17 protein-coding genes are annotated in these 19705 nt (G+C 71.9%); 7 read left to right on the top strand and 10 right to left on the bottom strand.

Annotated features, from left to right (window positions below):
* Nucleotides 1–199 precede the first annotated feature (199 nt).
* Nucleotides 200–1378, bottom strand: a complete 1179-nt coding sequence (locus tag ACIA8L_RS20950; protein ID WP_395906868.1) for an ROK family protein — start codon at nt 1376–1378, stop codon at nt 200–202.
* A gap of 97 nt (nt 1379–1475) precedes the next feature.
* Between ACIA8L_RS20950 and ACIA8L_RS20955 the strand changes: the two genes are divergently transcribed.
* Nucleotides 1476–2249: a class I SAM-dependent methyltransferase gene (locus tag ACIA8L_RS20955; protein WP_395906870.1), complete on the top strand. Its 774-nt coding sequence runs from the start codon at nt 1476–1478 to the stop codon at nt 2247–2249.
* Here the strand turns inward: ACIA8L_RS20955 and yidD are convergent.
* The 5 genes from yidD to sthA all read right to left on the bottom strand — a co-directional run bounded on the left by yidD (nt 2246) and on the right by sthA (nt 10241).
* A complete protein-coding gene (gene yidD, locus ACIA8L_RS20960; protein WP_395906872.1) occupies nt 2246–2671 on the bottom strand; it encodes a membrane protein insertion efficiency factor YidD in 426 nt (141 codons plus the stop codon). The genes ACIA8L_RS20955 and yidD overlap by 4 nt on opposite strands.
* 53 nt (nt 2672–2724) lie before the next feature.
* Nucleotides 2725–3978, bottom strand: a complete 1254-nt coding sequence (locus ACIA8L_RS20965; RefSeq protein ID WP_395906874.1) for an aminotransferase class I/II-fold pyridoxal phosphate-dependent enzyme — start codon at nt 3976–3978, stop codon at nt 2725–2727.
* Nucleotides 3979–3996: 18 nt separating this feature from the next.
* On the bottom strand, nt 3997–6993 hold the full coding sequence (locus ACIA8L_RS20970; RefSeq protein WP_395906876.1) for an EAL domain-containing protein: 2997 nt from the start codon (nt 6991–6993) through the stop codon (nt 3997–3999).
* A gap of 319 nt (nt 6994–7312) precedes the next feature.
* Nucleotides 7313–8818 (bottom strand): NTF2-like N-terminal transpeptidase domain-containing protein, encoded by a 1506-nt coding sequence (locus ACIA8L_RS20975; protein ID WP_395906878.1) that lies wholly within the window; start codon nt 8816–8818, stop codon nt 7313–7315.
* Nucleotides 8819–8837: 19 nt separating this feature from the next.
* Nucleotides 8838–10241, bottom strand: a complete 1404-nt coding sequence (gene sthA / locus ACIA8L_RS20980; protein WP_395906880.1) for a Si-specific NAD(P)(+) transhydrogenase — start codon at nt 10239–10241, stop codon at nt 8838–8840.
* Nucleotides 10242–10302: 61 nt separating this feature from the next.
* On the opposite strand from sthA, the gene ACIA8L_RS20985 reads away from it, so the two are divergent.
* Entirely contained in the window at nt 10303–10833 is a 531-nt protein-coding gene (locus ACIA8L_RS20985; protein WP_395906883.1) for a type II toxin-antitoxin system PemK/MazF family toxin, read from the top strand.
* Between the two features lie 11 nt (nt 10834–10844).
* Here the strand turns inward: ACIA8L_RS20985 and ACIA8L_RS20990 are convergent, their stop codons facing one another.
* The gene (locus ACIA8L_RS20990) at nt 10845–11501 is read right to left on the bottom strand and encodes a hypothetical protein (RefSeq protein ID WP_395906885.1); all 657 of its coding nucleotides are present in this window, start codon (nt 11499–11501) and stop codon (nt 10845–10847) included.
* A 275-nt stretch (nt 11502–11776) separates the two neighbouring features.
* On the opposite strand from ACIA8L_RS20990, the gene ACIA8L_RS20995 reads away from it, so the two are divergent.
* Nucleotides 11777–12127: an STAS domain-containing protein gene (locus ACIA8L_RS20995; protein ID WP_395906887.1), complete on the top strand. Its 351-nt coding sequence runs from the start codon at nt 11777–11779 to the stop codon at nt 12125–12127.
* 25 nt (nt 12128–12152) lie between these two features.
* Here ACIA8L_RS20995 and ACIA8L_RS21000 read toward each other — a convergent pair whose 3' ends face one another.
* The 3 genes from ACIA8L_RS21000 to ACIA8L_RS21010 all read right to left on the bottom strand — a co-directional run bounded on the left by ACIA8L_RS21000 (nt 12153) and on the right by ACIA8L_RS21010 (nt 15260).
* Nucleotides 12153–12794 (bottom strand): DUF3159 domain-containing protein, encoded by a 642-nt coding sequence (locus tag ACIA8L_RS21000; protein WP_395908048.1) that lies wholly within the window; start codon nt 12792–12794, stop codon nt 12153–12155.
* 53 nt (nt 12795–12847) lie between these two features.
* The gene (locus ACIA8L_RS21005) at nt 12848–14050 is read right to left on the bottom strand and encodes a polysaccharide lyase family 7 protein (RefSeq protein WP_395906889.1); all 1203 of its coding nucleotides are present in this window, start codon (nt 14048–14050) and stop codon (nt 12848–12850) included.
* Nucleotides 14051–14132: 82 nt separating this feature from the next.
* Nucleotides 14133–15260, bottom strand: a complete 1128-nt coding sequence (locus tag ACIA8L_RS21010; protein ID WP_395906891.1) for an aromatic acid exporter family protein — start codon at nt 15258–15260, stop codon at nt 14133–14135.
* A 36-nt stretch (nt 15261–15296) separates the two neighbouring features.
* Between ACIA8L_RS21010 and ACIA8L_RS21015 the strand changes: the two genes are divergently transcribed.
* From ACIA8L_RS21015 to ACIA8L_RS21030, 4 genes are all read left to right on the top strand, one after another.
* Entirely contained in the window at nt 15297–16019 is a 723-nt protein-coding gene (locus ACIA8L_RS21015; RefSeq protein WP_395906892.1) for a tyrosine-protein phosphatase, read from the top strand.
* 86 nt (nt 16020–16105) lie between these two features.
* Nucleotides 16106–16996, top strand: a complete 891-nt coding sequence (locus ACIA8L_RS21020; RefSeq protein WP_395906894.1) for a septum formation family protein — start codon at nt 16106–16108, stop codon at nt 16994–16996.
* Complete coding sequence (locus tag ACIA8L_RS21025) at nt 16993–17901, top strand: septum formation family protein (RefSeq protein WP_395906896.1); 909 nt, start codon at nt 16993–16995, stop codon at nt 17899–17901. The genes ACIA8L_RS21020 and ACIA8L_RS21025 overlap by 4 nt, the downstream gene beginning before the upstream one ends.
* A gap of 98 nt (nt 17902–17999) precedes the next feature.
* Nucleotides 18000–19571, top strand: a complete 1572-nt coding sequence (locus ACIA8L_RS21030; RefSeq protein ID WP_395906898.1) for an ABC-F family ATP-binding cassette domain-containing protein — start codon at nt 18000–18002, stop codon at nt 19569–19571.
* The last annotated feature ends 134 nt before the right edge of the window (nt 19572–19705 follow it).

The following is a 19705-nucleotide window of genomic DNA, read 5'->3' on the forward strand; positions in this document are numbered from 1 at the left end:
GGCGAAAAATCCGATATGTCGGGCACCAACGCCCGATCAGCCAGCACGACCCGCCCCGCACACGGCCGCACGCGGCTCAGCACGACCCACGCGCGGACGCGTTTCGCTCAGCACGACCCACGCGCGGACGCGTTTCGCTCAGCACGACTCCACCCGGCGCGCGGACTCGGGCGGCGCGGTCCGCTCGCCCGGCGGCTGGTCAGGGGCGGCTGAGCTCGGCGAGGAGGGCGTCGCGGACCGAGGCCCGGCCGGCCTCCTGAGCGCCGAGCAGGGCGGCGTCGTCGTGGACCCGGCTGGTGGCGATCGCGGTGTCCAGCAGTGGGGTAGCCGCGGCCAGGGCGGAGGCGACCGCGTCGCCGAGGGTCTCGCCGCCGGCCTGTCCGACCTCGCCGCCGATCACGACGAGTGGCGGGTCGAGCACGGCGACGACCGCTGACAGGCCGAGCGCGATCCGGCCCGCGAGGGTCGCCATGAACTCCCGCGCCGCCGGGTCGTCCTCCGCCGCCCGGGCCGCGGCCGCGGCCATGGTCCCGGCGGCCGTCGGGGCGGCGATCCCGTGTGCGGCCGCCAGCTGGAGGACCGCGGCCCCGTTGACGAGCTCGGTGAAGGTGTCCCCGCCGCCGATCGGCATGTAGCCGATCTCGCCGGCGCCGCCCCGGGCCCCGCGCAGCAGTGTCCCGCCGAGGTCGATGGCGAGCCCGAGGCCGCCCTCACCGAGCCACAGCAGCGCGAAACTTTCCGCGTCGCGCCCGGCGCCCTGGGCCCGCTCGGCGACCGCGGCCAGGTTGACGTCGTTGTCGACGCCGACGGTCACGCCGAGCTGGCGGCGCAGGTCCGCGACGAGGCCCGGCCGTTCCCAGCCCGGCACTTCCATGTGGTGCAGCACGTCGCTGCGCTGGTCGTAGGAGCCGGCGACGGCGATCTGCACGTGGGCGACCGGGTCGCGGGCGATCCCGGCCTCCTTGCACACCTCGTCGACGGTGTCGGCGACGGCGGCGACGGAGTCGGTGCTGGCGAAGTCGATCGTCGAGGAGAGCCGGCCGCGGACGGCCCCGGCCAGGTCGGTCACGGCGGCGGTGACGGTCGGGGTGCCCCGGTCGCGCTGGTCGCGGATGGACAGCGCGACCGCGTAGGCGGCGTCCGGGTTGACCGCGTAGACCTCGGCGTTGGGGCCCGGACCGGCGCTGACGTAGCCGACGACGCTCACCAGCCGCGCCTCCGTGAGCCGCCGCAGCGCCTCGGAGATCGTGGGCTTGGACAGGCCGGTGAGGTCGCGCAGCTCCCCGCGGGTGAGGGGCCCGCGTTCCAGCACGTGACTCAGGGCGGCCGCGTCGTTCATGGCCCTGAGCAGCTTCGATGATCCGCCGAGGTGCGTCATGGTGAGCGAACCGTATGGTCGGCCCTGGCCCCTGTCAATCGCAGACGCGACATAAACCGACAAAATGCGACGTAGGCCACCGTCTATGCTGCACGCCATGGTGAAGCTGGGGGCGGTCCAGGAGACGATGTTACTCACCTTGCACGCCCGGGCCACCAACGGCGACGAGACCGCCCGCCGGCTGGTCGGGTCGATCGACTACGACTTCAGCGTCTTCGAACGCGAGCAGGGCCTGACCGCCCTGTTCCACGTCCTGCGCTCGGAGTCGTACGACGAGTGGACCCGCCAGTTCCTGGCCGAGTGCCCGCACGGCACGGTCGTGGAGCTCGGCGCCGGCCTGACCACCCGGGCCGACCGCCTCGACAACGGCACCGCGACCTGGGTCTTCCTCGACCTCCCGGACGCCGCCGAGTTTCGCCGCACCCTGCTGCCCGACGCCGACCGCCGCCACACGGTGACGGCCTCGGTGCTCGATCCCGCCTGGCCCGGGGCCATCACGGTCCCCGGCCCCTACCTGTTTCTGGCCGAAGGGCTGCTGGTGTACTTCCAGCCGCCCGAGGTCCGCACCGTGTTGTCGACGATCGCCACCAGCTTCCCGGGCAGCCGGATCGCCCTGGACACCTACGGTGCGTGGATCGTCGCCCGCCCCCGCGGCCCGCTGCGGCGCATGGAGGCCGCGATGGTGTGGCCGTGCGACGATCCGCGGGAGGTGGAACGCTGGGACGCCGGCCTGACCCTGCGCGAGTCCCGCCAACTGACCCGGCCGGTGCCCCGGACCCTCCCCCGCCGCCGCCGGCTCGCCCTGCACGCCGTCAACGCCCTGGCACCCCCGCGGATGATCAACCTTCGCGTCAGCCTGTACTCCTGCTAGCCCGGCACCGGGTCCAGGCCCCGCGCGCCACCGGGGCGGCAGCGGGCCAGCCGGCGCGAGGCCAGCCAGAGGCCGCGCACGGCGCCGTGGCGGGTGATGGCCTCGGCGGCGTAGTGGGAGCAGCTCGGCGTGAACCGGCAGCAGGGCCGCTCCCGCTTCGCGGAGACCTCGGTCTGATACGTGCGGATCGCCCCGACCAGCGGGCCCTCGGGCGACGCCGCGCGCTTCGGTGCCCGGGCCATCGTGAACAGCATGCTCGGCAGCGACAGCAGCCCCACCATCAGGCACGGGCCGTCGATCGCCTCGCCGATGCAGCACCCCGTCTCCAGGAGGCACGCATCGCGCAGACAGGAGTTGCCGCCACGGTTGTAGCGGTAGTCAGGCTGGCGCCGGTATCGCCGGCGGGACCATGGATCGCGCATGGATACCGTGGTACCCCTCCGGTGCCACCACTAAGGATTTCCCCCGAGCGGTGTCAGCTGGCGCTGGACTCGCGGGCCTCCTGCAACACCCCGTCGGCGGCGAGTTCGGTGATCACGGCGTTGAGCTCGTCGACCTCGGCGTCGGTGTTGGCCGCGGTCACCTGGACCCGGAAGCCGACCTGGTCGCGGGGCACGCCCGGGTAGGGCGCGAGGGTCACGAACAGGCCCCGCTGCCACAGCCGCTCCGACACCTCGACCAGGTCGCGGTCCAGGGCGATCGGCAGCTCGATGATCGGGGTGTCGTCGGTGTTGGGTGTGAACACGCCGAGGCCGCGGACGTGCTGCAGGACCCGCATCGACATGCGGTAGAGCTCGGCCCGCAGCTTGTCGCCGCGATCCGCGTTGACGTCGAACCCGGCGAGCACGGTGGCCAGGGAGGCGGTCGGGGACGGGCCCGAGTAGAGGTATGGGGCGGCGGCGGACTTGAGGCGGTTCTTCAGGACCGTGGGCACCGCCAGGAACGCCAGCAGCGACGAGTAGGCCTTCGAGAAGCCGCCGACCAGCACGACGTTGTCGTAGGCGGCACCGCAGTATCGGATGATGCTGTTCCCGGAGAGGCCGTAAGGGCTGGTCTCGTCCTCGGCCCGGGCGCCGATGACGCCGAAGCCGTGCGCGTCGTCGATGTAGAGGATGGCGCCGTGGGCCCGGCACAGGTCGAGGTAGGCCCGCACGTCCGGGATGTTGCCGGTCATGCTGTTGACGCCGTCCATGCACACCAGGACCGGGCCGGTGGTGGCGGTCTTCAGCAGCGCCGCCAGCTCGTCCAGGGAGCGGAACCGGGAGAGGGTGGCCCCCTGGGCGCGGGCGAAGACGCAGCCGTCCCAGATCGTCTTGTGGGCCCGGGCGTCGATGAGGATCGTGCCCCGCTGGGCCAGGACCGGGATGACGGACAGGTGTATCTGCGTGATAGTCGGCAGGACCAGGGTGTCCTCGGCGCCGAGGAGGGCGGCCAGGCGCTCCTCGATCTGCGGATACAGCGCCGGGTTGCCGAGCATCCGCGACCACGACGGGTGGGTGCCCCAGCGCCGTAACTGCTCCTCGACGGCCCCGATGATCTGCGGCTCCAGGTCGAAGCCGAGGTAGTTGCAGGAGGCCCAGTCGGTCAGCCAGTGCTCGCCGACGCGGATCCGGCGGCCGTCGACCTCGTCGATGACGGCGTCGTAGAAGCGGGTCTCGGCCCGGAGGCGGGCGATGCCACTGTATCGGGGGTCCTGGTCGACTTCGGTCGCGAGTTGTGAGGCGTGCACGAAATCCTCCGGGGTGGTTCAGGCCGCGGTGCGACCTCCCCGTTGAGGCCCCGACGCATCTTGCGACAACCATTGACTCGCGTCACCGTAGCTCAACGGTTTGGAGAACAAGTAACCTTGACCGTGGTCGCAACCCATCGTGACCAGCAGATCGCGCTCCGCAGCGGTCTCGACTCCCTCGGCCACGACCTGCAGTTTCAGGATCCGGGCCAGCTGGACGATCATGTCGACGACCGCGTGCTGCTCGGTCGAGGAGACCACCGTGTCGATGAAGCTCTTGTCGAGTTTGAGCACGTCGACGGGGAGGCGGCGCAGGTAGGACAGCGATGAGAAGCCGGTGCCGAAGTCGTCGATGGCGATGCGGACCCCGGCCTGGCGCAGGGCCGCGAGCTCGCCCGTGACCTCGCCGTCGTCGTGCAGCAGCAGGCTCTCGGTCATCTCCAGCAGCAGCCCGCCCGGCGGCAGGCCCATCCGGTCGATCTCGGCCAGCACCCATTGTGCGAAATCGGGCGTCCGGAACTGCCGCGCGGACACGTTCACGGAGACGTAGATCTCTTCATCGGGGTAGGCGATGCGCCACTGCGCCGCGGCCGTGATGGCGTTGGTGAGCACCCAGGCCCCGAGCGGCACGATGAGCCCGCTCTCCTCGGCCACCGAGATGAACTCGTCGGGCGACACCATGCCGCGGGTCGGGTGGTCCCAGCGGACCAGGGCCTCGAAGCCGCGGGTGCGGTCGTCGGCGAGGGTGACGATCGGCTGGAAGTGCAGGAGGAACGCCCGGTCGGCGATGGCCCGGTCGAGGTCGGCCCGCAGCTTGTGGCGCTCGACGACGGCGCTGTGCAGGGACGACTCGAAGCGCCGCCAGCGGTCCCGGCCCGCGTCCTTGGCGACGTAGACGGCGAGGTCGGCGTGGCGCAGGAGCTCCTGCGCGGTGGCGGCCTCCGCGGTGGTCGAAACCCCGATGGAAGCAGTGGCGCCGACGGTACCGTGGGCAAGCTCGAACGGCGCCGTGAAGCTCTGCAGCACCCGCTCGGCCACCCGCTCCACGTCCGCGGAGGTGCCGGCCCGCCGGACCAGGGCCGCGAACTCGTCGCCGCCGAGGCGGGCCACGGTGCCGGCCGCGCCGTAGGAGCCGTCGACCGCCCGCAGGGCCTCGGTGAGCCGCTGCCCGACCGCGACGAGCAGGGCGTCGCCGGCGCCGTGCCCGAACGTGTCGTTGACCACCTTGAAGTCGTCCAGCTCGACGATCAGCACGCCGACCGTGGCCCCGGTCTCGGCCCCGGACGCGACCGCCTCCTGGACCCGGGTGAGGAACACCTCGCGGTTGGGCAGCCCGGTCAGCGCGTCGAACGTGGCCCGCTGATACAGCTCGGCCTGCAGCCGGCTGCGCTCGGTTACGTCCCGCAGGGTCACCACCACGCCCCGCACGGTCGGCTCGCCGCGCAGGTCGCGGAACGTCGCCTCGACCAGCGCCGGCCGCTCGTCGGGCCCGGTGACCTGGAGGTCCTTGCCGGGCCGGTCGTTGTCGCCGGTGCGGACCTCCGTGAGGCGCCGGGCGACCTCGGCCGCGCTCTCGTCGGCGAACGCCGCCGGCAGCGGCCGGTCGACGAGGTCGGAGCCGAACAGCGCCTGCGCCGACGGGCTGGCGTAGCGCACGAGGTCGTCGTCGCCGACGATGAGGATGACATCGGCCGTGTTGAGCACCAGGGTGCGGAAGTAGGCCTCGCTGTTGCGCCGGCCGACCTCCTCGCCGAGCGCGATCCGCTCCAGGGCCATCGCGGCCTGGGTGGCCAGGATCTGCGCCGCCTCCTGCAGGCCGACCAGGACCACCTCGTCGCTGGCCACGTAGAGCGCGCGCTCCGCGGCCCGCCCGTCGGCCAGGGCGAGCGGGCAGCACAGGGCCACCTCGAACGCGCCGAGCTTGGCCGCGACCGCCGGGTCCAATGTGGACGTATAGGGCATCGAGACCTTGGTTTCCAGCGCGGGGCCGAGGGCGACGGCGTAGGAGCGGCCGGGCGGCAGCAGCTCGGCGACGGCGGCGTGGACGGTCCGGGCGACGGCGTCGGTGTCGGTGGCCATCAGCAGCGCGGCTCCGGCGCTGCGCAGGCGGCGCTCGCGCTGCACGGTGAGCCGCTGCGCCCGCACGGCCCGGCCCAGCCGCAGCAGCACCAGGCCGGACAGCAGCGCGGACACGGCGGCGATGGCGGCGGCGTCGCGCACCCGGCCTCCCCGCATCTCGACGAACAGCACGATCGGAGCGATGAACAGCGACATCCCGAGCAGCAACAGGCGCCCGAGCCGCTCCTCGAAGCCGCGCTGGACCTGTGGCTCGGTCAGCTGGCGCATCGAGGGGTGCAGCGCGGCGACGCCCCACAGAACGTAGAACGCGGCCCAGCCGATGTCGACCGGCCCGCCGGTGGCCCAGCCACCGGCCAGCTGGTGCAGCCCGTAGCCGACGTCGGAGCTGAGCAGCCCGATCCCGCCCGCGGCCAGCAGCCCGACGGCGGTGTTGAGCCGCACCGAGGCGATCAGGCGGGCCCCGACGAGCAGCACGACGATGTCGGCGAGCGGATACGCGATCGAAATCGACCGGTCCAATGTGGACAGCCCGGGATTGTCCACATAGGGCCGGATGAGAAAGATGTACGACAACAGGCCGAGCCCGGCGGTCAGCGTGATCGCGTCGAACAGGCCGCCGAGGTCGCGGCGGACGACACCGAGGCGGTAGAGCCAGACCATGGCCGCGGCGATGAGGACGTAGACCGTCAGGTAGAACGCGTCGGCCAGGGACGGGAAGCCGGAGCGGTGCAGCAGCCGGGTGAGGACATCGGCGATGAGGTCGCCGGTGATGAAGCAGGCGACGGCGCCCGCCAGCAGCAGCCAGGGCGCCCGGCGGCGCGGTTTGTGCAGGTGGATGCCGAGCAGGATGGCCCCGACGCTCGCATAGCCGATCGCCGACCAGAGCACGAGGTGCAGCGAGGGCAGCGCGAAGTTGGCGATCACGAGGACCGCCATCGCACCGGCGTAACCCGCCAGCACCCCGCGTGCCGACCCGCTCACTCTCAGCTGCCTCTGTCTGCGATCGGTGACCCGCCCGCGCTTGCTCGCGGCGAGGCAGACGCTACCCAGTTCATTGCCGAATGAGGAGTACCTGGCAGGATCGTTCCGAGCGGCCCGCCCGTCGCCTTGACGGCATATGTGCCTTTAGCGGCTTTGAGGGTACCGGCCGATGCCCGTTATATCTACACCCTGCAATGGATCGATTGACGCTGGGCTACGGCCATCCGGAATTCATTCACGCAGTCTTCCGCCGTCATTCGTCCTCATCTCGCCGCTACCGGACGCCGGCGAGGAAAGCGCTTGCGACGGGGTCGGTGACGTCCCGGCCGGCATCGGTCACGTAGGCGCAGTAGGCGATGTCCCCCTGCACGCCGACGGTGAAGTTCGTGGCCTCCACCTGACCCGACACCGCATCGCCGGGCGACGGCTTCGTGCCCTGGATGAGGATCGGCTCCTGCCACGTGCCGCGGTGCAGCGCCGCCGCGGCCGCGGCGTACCCGAGCGGCGAGGCGGTGACGCCCGTCGCGGCGGTGCGGCCGGTGAACACGTCCGCGCCGAGCGACCACTTCCCCCCGACCCCCAGCGCCGCCGGGCGGCCGGGGAGCGCGGGGCCGGGGATCTCCCCCAGGAACGCGAGGTTGTAGCCCGCGAGGCCCGGGCCGTTGGCGGCGGCCAGCACGGCACCGTCGCTGATCCGCACGGCCACCAGGGCCGAGGGCTTCGCGGTGGCGGCGACCGCGGCGTCGGCCGCCTGCTGGATCTTCACGTCGACGGTCGTCGCGATCGTGGCCCCGTCCTCGGCCGGCAGGGTCAGCAGCGCCGGCCCGGCCTCCGCGGCCATCGGCACGATCGTGAGCCCGGGCTTGCCGCGCAGCTGGGTGTCGTATCGCCGCTGCAGCCCGGTGAGCCCGGCGACGTCGCCGACCTTCAGCGCGCCCTGACTGGCGTCGATGAGCTCCTTGGTCGCCTCCCCGGACGTGCCGAGCAGCGCCCGGCCGAACGTGCGGGTCATCGGCAGCGACAGGGTGCCGGTGCGGGTGCGCACCCCGGGCGTGCCCTCGAGGTCCTTCTCGATCTCGTCGAAGTCGGCCCGGCGCAGGGTGACGACGTCGACGAACGCGTCGGGCTTGGCCGCCTGCAGCTTCGCCGGCAGGTCCTGCACGCCGACGTCGACCGGGATCGAGCGGAACAGCACGTCGAGGCGCTGGACGAGGGCGGGGACATCGGGGACGCGCTGCGGCTCGACGCCGACGTACACGACGGGCATGTCGCTGACGATCACAGTGCCGTCGGCCGCGGTGATCCGGCCGCGCTTCGCCGGGGTCGTGCGCACCGCCAGGTGCTGGCCGTCCTCCAGCTTCGGGTGGACGGTCGACGGGTCGAAGTACACCTGCCACTTCTGTCCGAGCAGGCGCGCGTTGAGGGTCGTGTCGTAGGCCCACGTGCGCCCGTCGGGCAGGGTCCACTCGACGCCGACCGGGAGGGTCGCGTCGGCCGCCTGGATCTTCGCCTTGCCGTGCGGGGTCAGGGTCGGGCGGCGGGCCGACAGGTCACCCTCGGTGCCGGCCAGGAGCTCCTTGGCCGCGGCCGCGTCGAGGCTGCGGCCCTGGGGTGTGAGCAGGGTGCCGAAGCCGGCGAAGTCCGCCTTGCGCCAGGCGTCGAGCAGCGCGGTGAACCGGTCGTCGGGCGACGGTTTGTCGTCGCCGTCGCAGCCGGCCGTCAGGGGCGCGACCAGGGTCAGCGCGCCGAGCAGCAGCAGGATCCCCCGAAGCCTCGTCACGCGCCGACCATAGTCCCTGCTATGCGGTCAGGCGCGACACGGACCGCATCTTGTTCATTGCGTCAAGCGCGGCAACCTTGTAGGACTCCGCGAGCGTCGGGTAGTTGAACACCGCGTCGACCAGGTAATCCACCGTCCCGCCGCACCCCATCACCGTCTGTCCGATGTGGACGAGCTCGGTCGCGCCGGTGCCGAACACGTGCACGCCCAGGATCTTGCGGTCCTCGGGCGACACGATGAGCTTCAGCATGCCGTAGGAGTCGCCGATGATCTGCCCGCGGGCCAGCTCACGGTAGCGGGAGATGCCGACCTCGAACGGGATGCTGGCGTCGGTCAGGTCGTCCTCGGTGCGCCCCACGAAGCTGATCTCCGGGATGGTGTAGATCCCGATCGGCTGGACCTGGTCCATGCTGCGCACCGGCTCCTCGCAGGCGTGGTGCGCGGCCAGCCGCCCCTGCTCCATCGAGGTCGAGGCCAGGGCCGGAAACCCGATGATGTCGCCGACCGCGTAGATGTGCGGGACCTCGGTCTGGAAGTGCTGGTCGACCGTGATCCGCCCGCGGTTGTCGTAGGTGAGCCCGGCCTTGTCCAGCCCGAGCAGGTCGGCCGCCCCCTGCCGGCCGGCCGAGTACATGACCGTGTCGGCCGCGATCCGCTTCCCGCTGGCCAGGACCGCGACCGCCGTCCGGCCGTGCCGCTCGACGGCGGCGACCGTCTCCCGGAACCGGAAGGAGACCGAAAGATCCCGGAGGTGGTACTTCAGCGCCTCGATGATCTCCAGATCGCAGAAGTCGAGCATGCGATCCCGCCGCTCCACCACTGTCACCTTGGTCCCCAGCGCCGCGAACATCGACGCGTACTCGATCCCGATGACACCGGCGCCCACGACCACCATCGACCCGGGCACCTTGTCGAGGTTCAGGATGCCGTCCGAGTCGATGATCGTGATGTCGTCGAAGTCCACGCTCTCGGGGCGGGCTGGACGAGTACCCGCCGCAATGATGATCTTTTCGGCGGTCACCCGGGACTCGCGCGCCTGGTCGTCCTCGATCGCGATCGTGTGCGGATCGACGAACCGCCCGCTGCCCTGCAGCAGCCGGACCCGGTTGCGGGCCAGCTGGCTGCGGATGACCTCGATCTCCCGCCCGATGACGTGCTGCGTGCGGGCCCCGAGGTCGCCGACGGTGATGTCCTCCTTGACCCGGTAGTTCTGCCCGTACATCTCCCGCTGGTTCAGCCCGGTGAGGTACATGACCGCTTCCCGCAGCGTCTTGCTCGGGATGGTGCCGGTGTTGATGCAGACCCCGCCGATCATGTTCCGGCGTTCCACGACGGCCACCCGCCGGTCGAGCTTGGCCGCGGCGATGGCGGCCTTCTGCCCACCCGGCCCGGAGCCGAGCACGAGCACATCGAAGTCGTACATGGTCCACAGTCTCCCCGGCGCACCCGAGCCGGTAAAGCCGCTTGCCGTTATCGTCGTCCGCGTGAAACGACTTCTTCAGGCCGTGGCCACACGACTGGGCCTGCGCCCCACCACCACCGCGGCTCCCACCCCCGCGCCCAGCCCCCGCGGCCCGGTCCCGACACCCCCGCCGCCCCGCGGCGGCGCCCGCCACGTCCCCGGCCCCCCGCCGAAGCCCCACGAGGCCGAGAAGCTCCTCGAGTACTCCCCCAACCTCGACGGCGACGCCGATCCGGGCGAGATCGTGTGGACCTGGGTCCCCTACGAGGAGGACGCCACCCAGGGCAAGGACCGCCCCGTCCTGGTCATCGGCCGCAAGTCCGGCGACGCTCTGGGCCTGATGCTCTCCAGCCAGTCCGAGCGCGACGGCCAGCGCAACTGGTTCGCCCTCGGCCCGGGCGCCTGGGACCGCGAGCAGCGCCCGAGCTGGGTCAGACTGGACCGAGTCCTGCACATCGACGCCGGCGGCATCCGCCGCGAGGGCTCAGTCCTCCCCCGCGACCGCTTCGACAGCATCGCCAAGGAGCTCCGCGCCAGCTACGGCTGGAGCTGAGCGGCCGCCTTTCAGGAGTTCAGCACCTCGACGGGCATCATCTTGGCGAGCTCTTCGCGCAGGACGGCGGCGGCGTCGTCGAAGTTGTCGGTCTTGGTCTCGGTGCCGTCGCCGGTCACCACGAGCCACTTGCCGTCGGCCGAGGAGGAGATGGTCGCGCGCGGGGGTTGGATGCCTCGTTCGAAGTCGGCGGCCGAGGAGGCGGCGAACGTGGCCACGGCCGGGCGGTGGCGGTGGAGGAACTTGTCGGCCACGGCCAGGAGGGGGTCGCGGACGTCGGCGCCCGGTGCGATCGGGGTGATGTCGTAGCAGCGGTAGGCCCGGGCGGCGACCAGGACGCGGATGCGCTCGGCGTCCAGGAGGAGGGCGCCGTCGGCGTGGTCCTCGGCGGTCAGGCCGACCTGCACGAAGCCGCGCGGGCGGTGCAGGCCGGCGGCGAGGGCGGCGACGGCGGGGGCCAGGTCGAGGCGGGTGCTGGCGCCGTCCACCGGGGCGGCCAGGTGGCGCAGGAGCAGGGAGCCCACGCCGGCGCTGAGGACGGCGTCGGTGCGGTCGGCGTCGGTGAGGCCGAGCAGGCGCGGGACCTGGCCCGGGCGGTCACCGCTGGCCAGCAGGAACGACAGTTCGGCGGCGGTCATGCTGAGCTGTTCGGTGGCGTTCCCGTCCATGGCGTTGTGTCCCGTCGTAGTGCTCGGCAAGGGGTCAGGAAGCTCAACGGCCGCACCCGGCTCAGGGTCACGCACCGAATTCACTCATGGTCGGAGGCGGGTCGACGATCACAGAGAGCGACCACAATGAAGCCGGGTGAAGCTAACGGACACGCGCTGGTTTCAAACGGGCGTGGGTGCGTCGGCGGTGGGCGTGGGAGCGGTAGCATGCCGCGAAGCTTGACGGGAGAGGGACCTCGATTGACGCAGAGCAGCAGGCCGTCGTGGGAGCCGAAATGACCGACGGCATCGCGACCGGCACGATCGGTGGGCGCGTGGTGGTCACGCCGACCGGAGCCCTCGACGTGGCCACCTCACCCGAGCTGCACGCGCTGCTCCACCAGACGCTCGACGACGGTGAGACCCGGCTCGTGCTCGACCTCTCCCAGGTCGACTTCATCGACTCGACGGCCCTGCGGGTGCTGGTGTCGATCCACAAGCGGCTGCGGGAGGGCGGCGGGTTCGCCATCGTGTGCCCGCATGCCCGGATTCGGCGCATTTTCGACCTGACCGCCCTGGACCGGGTCCTCACCCTCACCGACACCGTCGACGAGGCCCTGGCCGCCCTGAGCAAGCCCGGCGATTAGCCCGGGTCCGCCGAGCAGCGACGACCTAGCGCGGGTGGCGGAGGCCCGGGTGATCGGGCGGGAGTGACCGGCGCAGCACCCACCAGCTGACGGCCAGGCAGGCGGCGACGAGGGGCCAGGTCAGGATCGTCTGGGCGGCCGTCAGCCACAGCACCGCCCCGGCCCACCAGAGCGGGATGAATACGGCCAGGCGCAGGCAGTACTGCAGAACCCAGATCCAACTGGCCCGCTGATAACCCCGCAGCAGATCGGGGTCGCGGCGCCAGCGGGTCTTCTGCCCCAGCACCGTGCCCACGATCAGGCCCAGGAACGGCCACCGGACCAGGATGCTGGCGGCCCAGGCCAGGACGCTGACGGCGTTGGTGAAGACCCGCACGCCGAAGAAGTCCGCGGCCCGGCCGGTCCGCAGCGCCACCAGGGCCCCGGCGCACACCAGGAGCAGGCTGAACACGGTGCCCAGCGGGCGCTTGCCGGCCACGATCCGCCAGGCCGCGACGACGGCCCCGGCGAGGACCGCGACCCCGGCGCCGATCGGGACCGAGTGCCCGCCGGCCAGCCAGCCGGCGGCGAACCCGACCAGCGGCACGGCGGTCTCGACGGCCGATCGCCAGCCTCCGAGCAGGTCGGCCAGGGACTCCGCGGCGGGCGTGCCGCCCTCGCCGATCATGGAACCCCCCGCCTCCCGCACGGAGGAAGGTTAGCCTGCCCTAAAGCAAACCTCTACCCGTGTCGCACCACCAGCGAGTAGAACTTGACCTTCGCCCCGTTGGTCGTGCTCTCCGACGAGGACTGGTTGTAGGAGCCGGCCTTGAAGTACATGCCGTACTGGTTGAACGACGACGGGATCGCGTAGCTCGTGGTGCTGCCGTTGACCGTGAGCCTGATCGTGTTGCCGCCGGCGACCGCGATCACGTAGCTCCACTTCGTCCCCAGCGGCACGTTGCCGACCGTGTGCAGCGTCTGGCCGCCGTCCGGCGAGTTCTCGGTACCCAGGATGATGTCGCCGTTCGGACGGTAGTAGAGCTCCAGGAGCGGCTTCGTCGACGAGCCGCCGGTGCCGAGGTGGATCTGCCCGACGCACACGTTCTTCGTCACCGACGGGATGCGCAGGGTCGCCGAGAGCGAGTGCGAGCCGGCCAGCTTCCAGTCGGCCGCGGAGCCGTTCGCGTTCATCTCCCGCAGCTCCGAACGCGCGTAGTTGGAGTTCGGCGTGGTCACGCCCTTCTCCGGGGCCCAGAACGTCATGGATCCGTCGTTCTTGTCCGTGAAGAAATACGCCGGATTGGTGTACCCGTTCGCGCCCTTGAGCTGCGAAGCCGGAATCGTCGTCGGTGCGCCGGGGCTGCCGGTCGGGAGCTGGAGCTGCCAGATCGACAGGTCGAAGTTCCCGCCCGGCGCGACGGTGGGGTCGAGGCCGGACGCGGGCGGTGTCGTGGGCGTCGTGCCCCCTCCGGCCAGGGTCCACTGCTGGTTCGCGCTTCCGGTGCACGACCAGATCTGCAGGCGGGTACCGTTGGCCGAGCTCTGCCCGGTCGCGTCGAGGCACTTGCCGGAGCCCGTGTTCACCAGCGCGGAGCCGCTGAGCGTCCACTGCTGGGCGCCGGAGCCGTTGCAGTCGTACAGCTGGATCTGGGCGCCGTTCGCGGTCCCGGCGGCGGCGACGTCGAGGCACTTGCCCGAGCCGGCGTTGACGAGGGCGGCCCCGCTGAGCGTCCACTGCTGGGCCGAAGTGCCGTTGCAGTCGTACAGCTGGATCGCGGCCCCGTTCGCGGAGCTCGCGGCGGCCACGTCGACGCACTTGCCGCCGACGCCGGTGATGGCCCCGGCCGCGGCGGCGGTGGCCGCGGTCACCCCGAGCACGGTGAGCGCCCCGGCGACCGCGACGGCGGTGAACCCGATGAGAATCTTGGAACGACGTTGCATGGGCAGTCCTTGACAGGGGAGTAATTGACAGGACGCTTAACTGATAGAGTGCCTGCCAATCAACACCGCCATCGATGTCTTGTCAACCCCGCCGCGGCAGGTCGTCCGGGTCGACCAGGGCCTCCGCGCCGTCGCCGGCGATGTCCTGGCGCAGCTGGTCGAGCCGGCCCAGCAGGGAGATCGAGTCGAGGGCGGCCAGGGCGGCCGGGAACACGGTGTACACCCGCTCGACGGCCGCGATCAGCCCCGCCCGCAGCGACGTGTCGTCGACGTCCTCGTCCGCGACCCGCCGCTCCAGCAGCCCGGCGAGGGCGTTGAGCAGGGCCTGGAGGGTCTCGCGGTCGAGGGCCGGCGGCGCCCCCGCCCGGTCGTACAGCCGGTCGGCGGCCAGGGAGATGGCCCGGACCTGCAGCGTGACCCGCACGAGCCAGAACTGCTCGCCGCGGACCTGCTCGACGTCGCGCCGTACCCTCCGAGCGAAGACGTTGAGCAGCGTGACCTCCTCGACGCCGGCGAACGCGGCCGCAGCCTGGGCCCCGACCTCGTTGAGCTTGCGCGACGCGGCGATCCAGGCGTGCCGCTGGTCCGGGTCGAGGATCTCGCCGCCGGCCCGGGTGGCGAGCTCGCCGGCGATCGAGCGCAGCACCGCGACCGACTCGTGGCCCCAGTCGTCCAGGGTCTTGCTGATCTTCGCGATCCGCGGCCGCTCCGGCACCACCACGGCGATCGTCAGCCCCACGACCGAGCCGATGGCCACGTCGATGAAGCGCCACTGGCCGTAGCCGTGCGCGACCGGGGCGAGCACCAGCACGGCGAGGGTGGCCACGGTGAGCTGGTTGCGGGCCAGGGGCGTGTTGGTGATCTGCCGGGCCACGGCGAGCGCGGCGAACGCGGCCAGCGCCAGGGACCACCAGGCCAGGCCCAGCAGCTGCGTCCAGGCGATCGCGAGGGCGGTACCCACCAGGTTCGCGAAGAGCAGCTGGGCACCGGCGGCGATCGAGCCGTACACACTGGCCTGCAGTGTCAAGACGGCGATGACCGGCGCGAAGAGCACGGCGACGTTCTCGCCGAGCTGCTTGGCGAGGACCCAGGCGATCGTGGCCGCGGCGGTGGTCTTGGCGATGGTGAGCCAGCTCGGCTTGCTCTGCGGCACGCTGGCCAGCAGGGCCCCGAGCGGCTCGGTGACGACTTCGTGCGGTCTGCGGGCCACCCGATGATCCTCTCAAACCGGCTAGTCTTCGATGTCGTGCGCAGCTATGAACACCCCAATCTGTTCAACTTCCGCGACCTCGGCGGATACGGCACGGCCGACGGGCGGGTCACCCGCTGGCGGCGGCTGTTCCGCTCCGACTCCCTGAGCCGCATCGACCCCGCCGACGCCGCCTCGTTCACCGCGCTCGGCGTGAAGACCGTCATCGACCTGCGGCGGCCCCGCGAGGTGGAGCGGGACGGGCGCGTCCACGCGTTCGACGGCCTGACCTATCACCACCTGCACCCGGTCCACGCGGAGTGGGAGGCCGCCGCCGACGCCGACGAGCCCGACGACGCCCGCTGGCTCGCCAACCGCTACCTCGACATGGCCGCCGACGGCCGGGCCGCGATCACGGCCGCGGTCGAGGTCGTCGCCGACGCCGGCAACGCGCCCGTCGTCGTGCACTGCGTCGCCGGGAAGGACCGCACCGGCGTGGTGTCGGCCGTGATCCTCGGCGCGCTCGGCGTGCCCGACGACGTGATCGCCGCCGACTACGCGCTGACCCAGGGCGCGACCGAGCGCAGCCTCGCGTTCCTGCGGGCGCTCAACCCGGAGGTGGCGAAGATGCCGGCCCGCTGGCTGGACTCCCCGGCCGCGGCGATGACGCTGTTCCTGACCGACCTGCGGGACCGGCACGGCTCGATCCGCGGCTACCTCGGGCTGCCGGAGACCACCTACGCGCGGCTCGAGGAGCACCTCCTCGAAAGCCCGGCGTGAGCTTTCCTCTCATCTGTTCGGTTGATTCCGGTTCGGCCGGGATATTGACATAGTGCCCTCGCATCATTCGCGGGGGAGGCACAGGGATGAAGCGCATCGCGTTGCTGGCGTGTGCCGTGGCGCTGGTCGCCGCGGCCGCCGGCTGTGGTTCGGCCAAGGCCGGCGACGGGGACCTGACCGATGACTGGGGCATGCTGGCGGCGGCCAAGGTCCCGGAGCCGGCGGCCGGCGCGTGCTGGACGACGACCCGCTCCAACCGGCACGACATGACCAGTTCGCGGGCGTTCACGCAGCCGTGCGAGACCGACCACGTCTTCGAGACGGTCAGCGTCGGGCACTTCACCGGCGACGCGGCCAGTGGCTCGTCCGCGCCCACCGGGGAGAAGTTGACCGCGGCCTGGACCGAGTGCGACAAGGCGATCGCCGACTTCCTCGGCGGCGAGTGGCAGTCCGGGCGCCTCTGGGCCAACGTCGTCCCACCGACCGACCGGCAGTGGACCGGCGGCGCCCGCTTCTACCGCTGCGACGTCGCCGCGCTGCAGACCGAGGACGGCGACTTCCAGGAGCGCAAGACCACCCTGAAGGGCAGCCTCGCCGGCGCCGGGGAGCTGCGTCTCACGTGCGGCACCCAGGTCCGCGACAGCGCCGGCAAGTGGCAGGACGTCACCCCGGCCAAGTGCGAGGACGCGCACGACATCGAGTACGTCGGCACCGTCTCCAGCCCCGGCGGCGAATACCCGGCCACCTCCGCCCTGCTGACGTCCACCTACAGCAAGACGTGCGAGGCGAAGGTGCTGGCCTACACCGGCATGAGCCGCGGCGGCTGGGCCAACCAGAAGAACCTCGGCTTCGGGTACTGGCTGTCCACCGACAAGGTCCAGTGGGTCTACGGCAACCACTCCGCCCGCTGCTACGCCCTGATCCACGACAAGAAGATCAACCGCTCGCTCAAGGGCGCCGGGGACGTGACCGTGTGAGGACTCGGCGAGCCATGTTCTTGGCGGGGGTACTGCTGGCGACGGCGGCCCTCGCCGGGTGCGCCCGCCCCGGAGGGACCGACGGCGACCTGCTCGACGACTGGGGCATGCTCGCGGCGGCCAAGGTACCCGACCCGGTCATCGGGCAGTGCCACGACTCGACCGGCCTCAGCGCGTACGACCCGCAGGCCTTCGACGGCCCGTTCAAGCCCGCCCCGTGCGACCAGCCGCACCAGTTCGAGATCGTCGGCTCCGGCCGGCTCCCCGCGGACCTGGCCGCGGCCGCGGAACGCCCCGGCCGGGACAAGTTCGCGGCGCTGTTCCCGCAGTGCGAGGACCTGGCCGCGAAGTACCTCGGCGGCGAGTGGCTGACCGGCCGCCTCTACCTGTACCTGCAGCCCCCGACCGCGACCCAGTGGCGCGGCGGGGCCCGGTTCTTCCACTGCGACGTGGCCGTCATCGGCCCCGACGGCGACACGATCGACCTCTACCCCAAGAGCGTCAAGGACGCCGTCCAGCCGACCGGCCCGCTGGCCCAGGGCTGCTTCGTCACCGCCGGCGCCGACGCCGACACCCTGTTCGCGACCGCGACCCCGATCGCCTGCGACCAGCCCCACGACATGGAGTTCGCCGGCTCCGTCACCGCCCCCGCCAACGCCGTCTACCCGAAGACCGACGACGACAACGACAAGCTGTTCGGCACCGCCTGCGAGAACAAGATGCTGGCCTACACGGGGATGAGCCGGGCCTCGTACGACCGGCAGAAGGACATCTACTACGTGTGGTGGCGCCCCTCCGGTCAGGCCGGCTGGAACGCCGGCGAGCACTCGTCACGCTGCTACTTCCTGCTGCACAACCGCAAGCTGAGCCGCTCCGTGAAGGGCGTCGGCGACGCCACGCTGTAGATCCGTGTGCTACTTTGGTAGGCGATGTGATCACCAGACCTTCCCGCGCCCGCGCCTGAGGCTTGTGCAGCCCGGCGGGCGGAAGCGTCTCCCTTCCGGTGGTCCTCTTGTCTGCTCTCATCGCGCACGACCTCATCCGCACCTTCGGCACCCGCCGCGTCCTCGACGGCGTGTCCCTCACCGCCGCCCCCGGCCGCCGCATCGGCCTGATCGGCGAGAACGGCACGGGCAAGTCGACCCTGCTGCGCCTGCTGGCCGGCACCGACACCCCCGACGGCGGCACCGTCACCCGCCCGCCCGACCTCGGCTACCTCCACCAGGAGATGCCGTTCGACCCGGCCCAGACCCTGGCCGACGTCATCACCGACGCGCTGCGCGAATCCCGCACCTGCCTGGCCGAACTGGACACGGCGCTGGCCGCGGGCCGCCTCGACGACTACGCGGTGCTGCTCGAGCGCGCGCAGCAGATCGACGCGTGGGACGCCGACCGGAGGGCTGATCTGGTCCTCGATGGGTTAGGGCTTGTGGGGGTACCGTCGGATCGGGCTCTGGCAACGTTGTCCGGCGGTCAGCGAGGACGTCTGGCGTTGGCGGCCCTGCTGATCCGTCGCCCGTCCGCACTGCTGCTGGACGAGCCCACCAACCACCTCGACGACGCGGCCGCCGCGTTCCTGGAGGACCAGCTCCGCACCCTGCCCGGCGCGGTCGTCCTGGCCAGCCACGACCGGGCCTTCCTGGACGCCGTCTGCACCGACGTACTGGACCTCGACCCGGCCGTGGACGGCCCGCTGCGCTACGGCGGCGGCTACTCGGCCTACCAGGACGCCCGCCGGGCCGAACGCGACCGCTGGGAACGCCGCTTCGCGGAAGAACAAGAGGAACTGTCCGCCCTGCGCGAGTCCGTAGCCGTCACCGCGCACCAGGTCGCGCACAACCGCCCGAAGCGCGACAACGAGAAAATGAACTACGGCCGCACGACGGGCCGGGTCGAGGGCCAGATCTCCCGCCGGGTCCGCAACGCCACCCGCCGCCTCGACACGCTGACCCGCACCCAGGTCCGCAAACCCCCACCCCTCCTGCGCTTCCGCCCCCCGTCGCTACCGACGACCGACGGCCTCCTGCTCACCCTGCGCCACCTCCACATCCCGGGCCGCCTGACCCTGGACTTCCTGGACGTGACCGCCGGCGACCACCTCCTCATCACCGGCGCCAACGGCACCGGCAAGTCAACCCTCCTGGCCGCCCTGGCCGGCCACCTACCCACCGAAGCCATCCACCGCCGCCGAGCCCTGCGGGTAGCCCTGCTGGCCCAGGACACCACGTTCCCCGATCCCGACCTCACCGCGATGGCAACCTACGAACGCGTGCTGGGCCCCGAACGCGCCGCGGCGGTACCGCTGCGCTCGCTGGGCCTGCTGTCCGCCCGCGACGCCGCCCGCCCGGTCGCCGAACTCTCCGTAGGCCAGCGCCGCCGCCTGGACCTGGCCCTCCAACTCGCCGACCCGCCGGACGTCCTCCTCCTCGACGAGCCCACCAACCACCTCTCCCCCACGCTGTGCGACGAGCTGGAGGAAGCCCTCGCGAAGAGCCCCGGCACCTACGTCGTGGCCAGCCACGACCGCTGGCTGCGCACCCGCTGGCCCGCGCAAACCCTCCACCTCAGCCACTAGTTCGCCGGGCTCATCCGGTCCAGCGGGCGATGCCGGCAGTCGGGCGGCACAGGCCATGCGCTGCTCGGGACCGGCGCCGACGCCGCTTGGCTCGGGCGTTGCTGCTCGGGCGGCCGCGCGCCGGGGGATGCGGT

Source organism: Dactylosporangium sp. NPDC051541 (assembly GCF_044454505.1).
Classification (GTDB): Bacteria; Actinomycetota; Actinomycetes; order Mycobacteriales; family Micromonosporaceae; genus Dactylosporangium.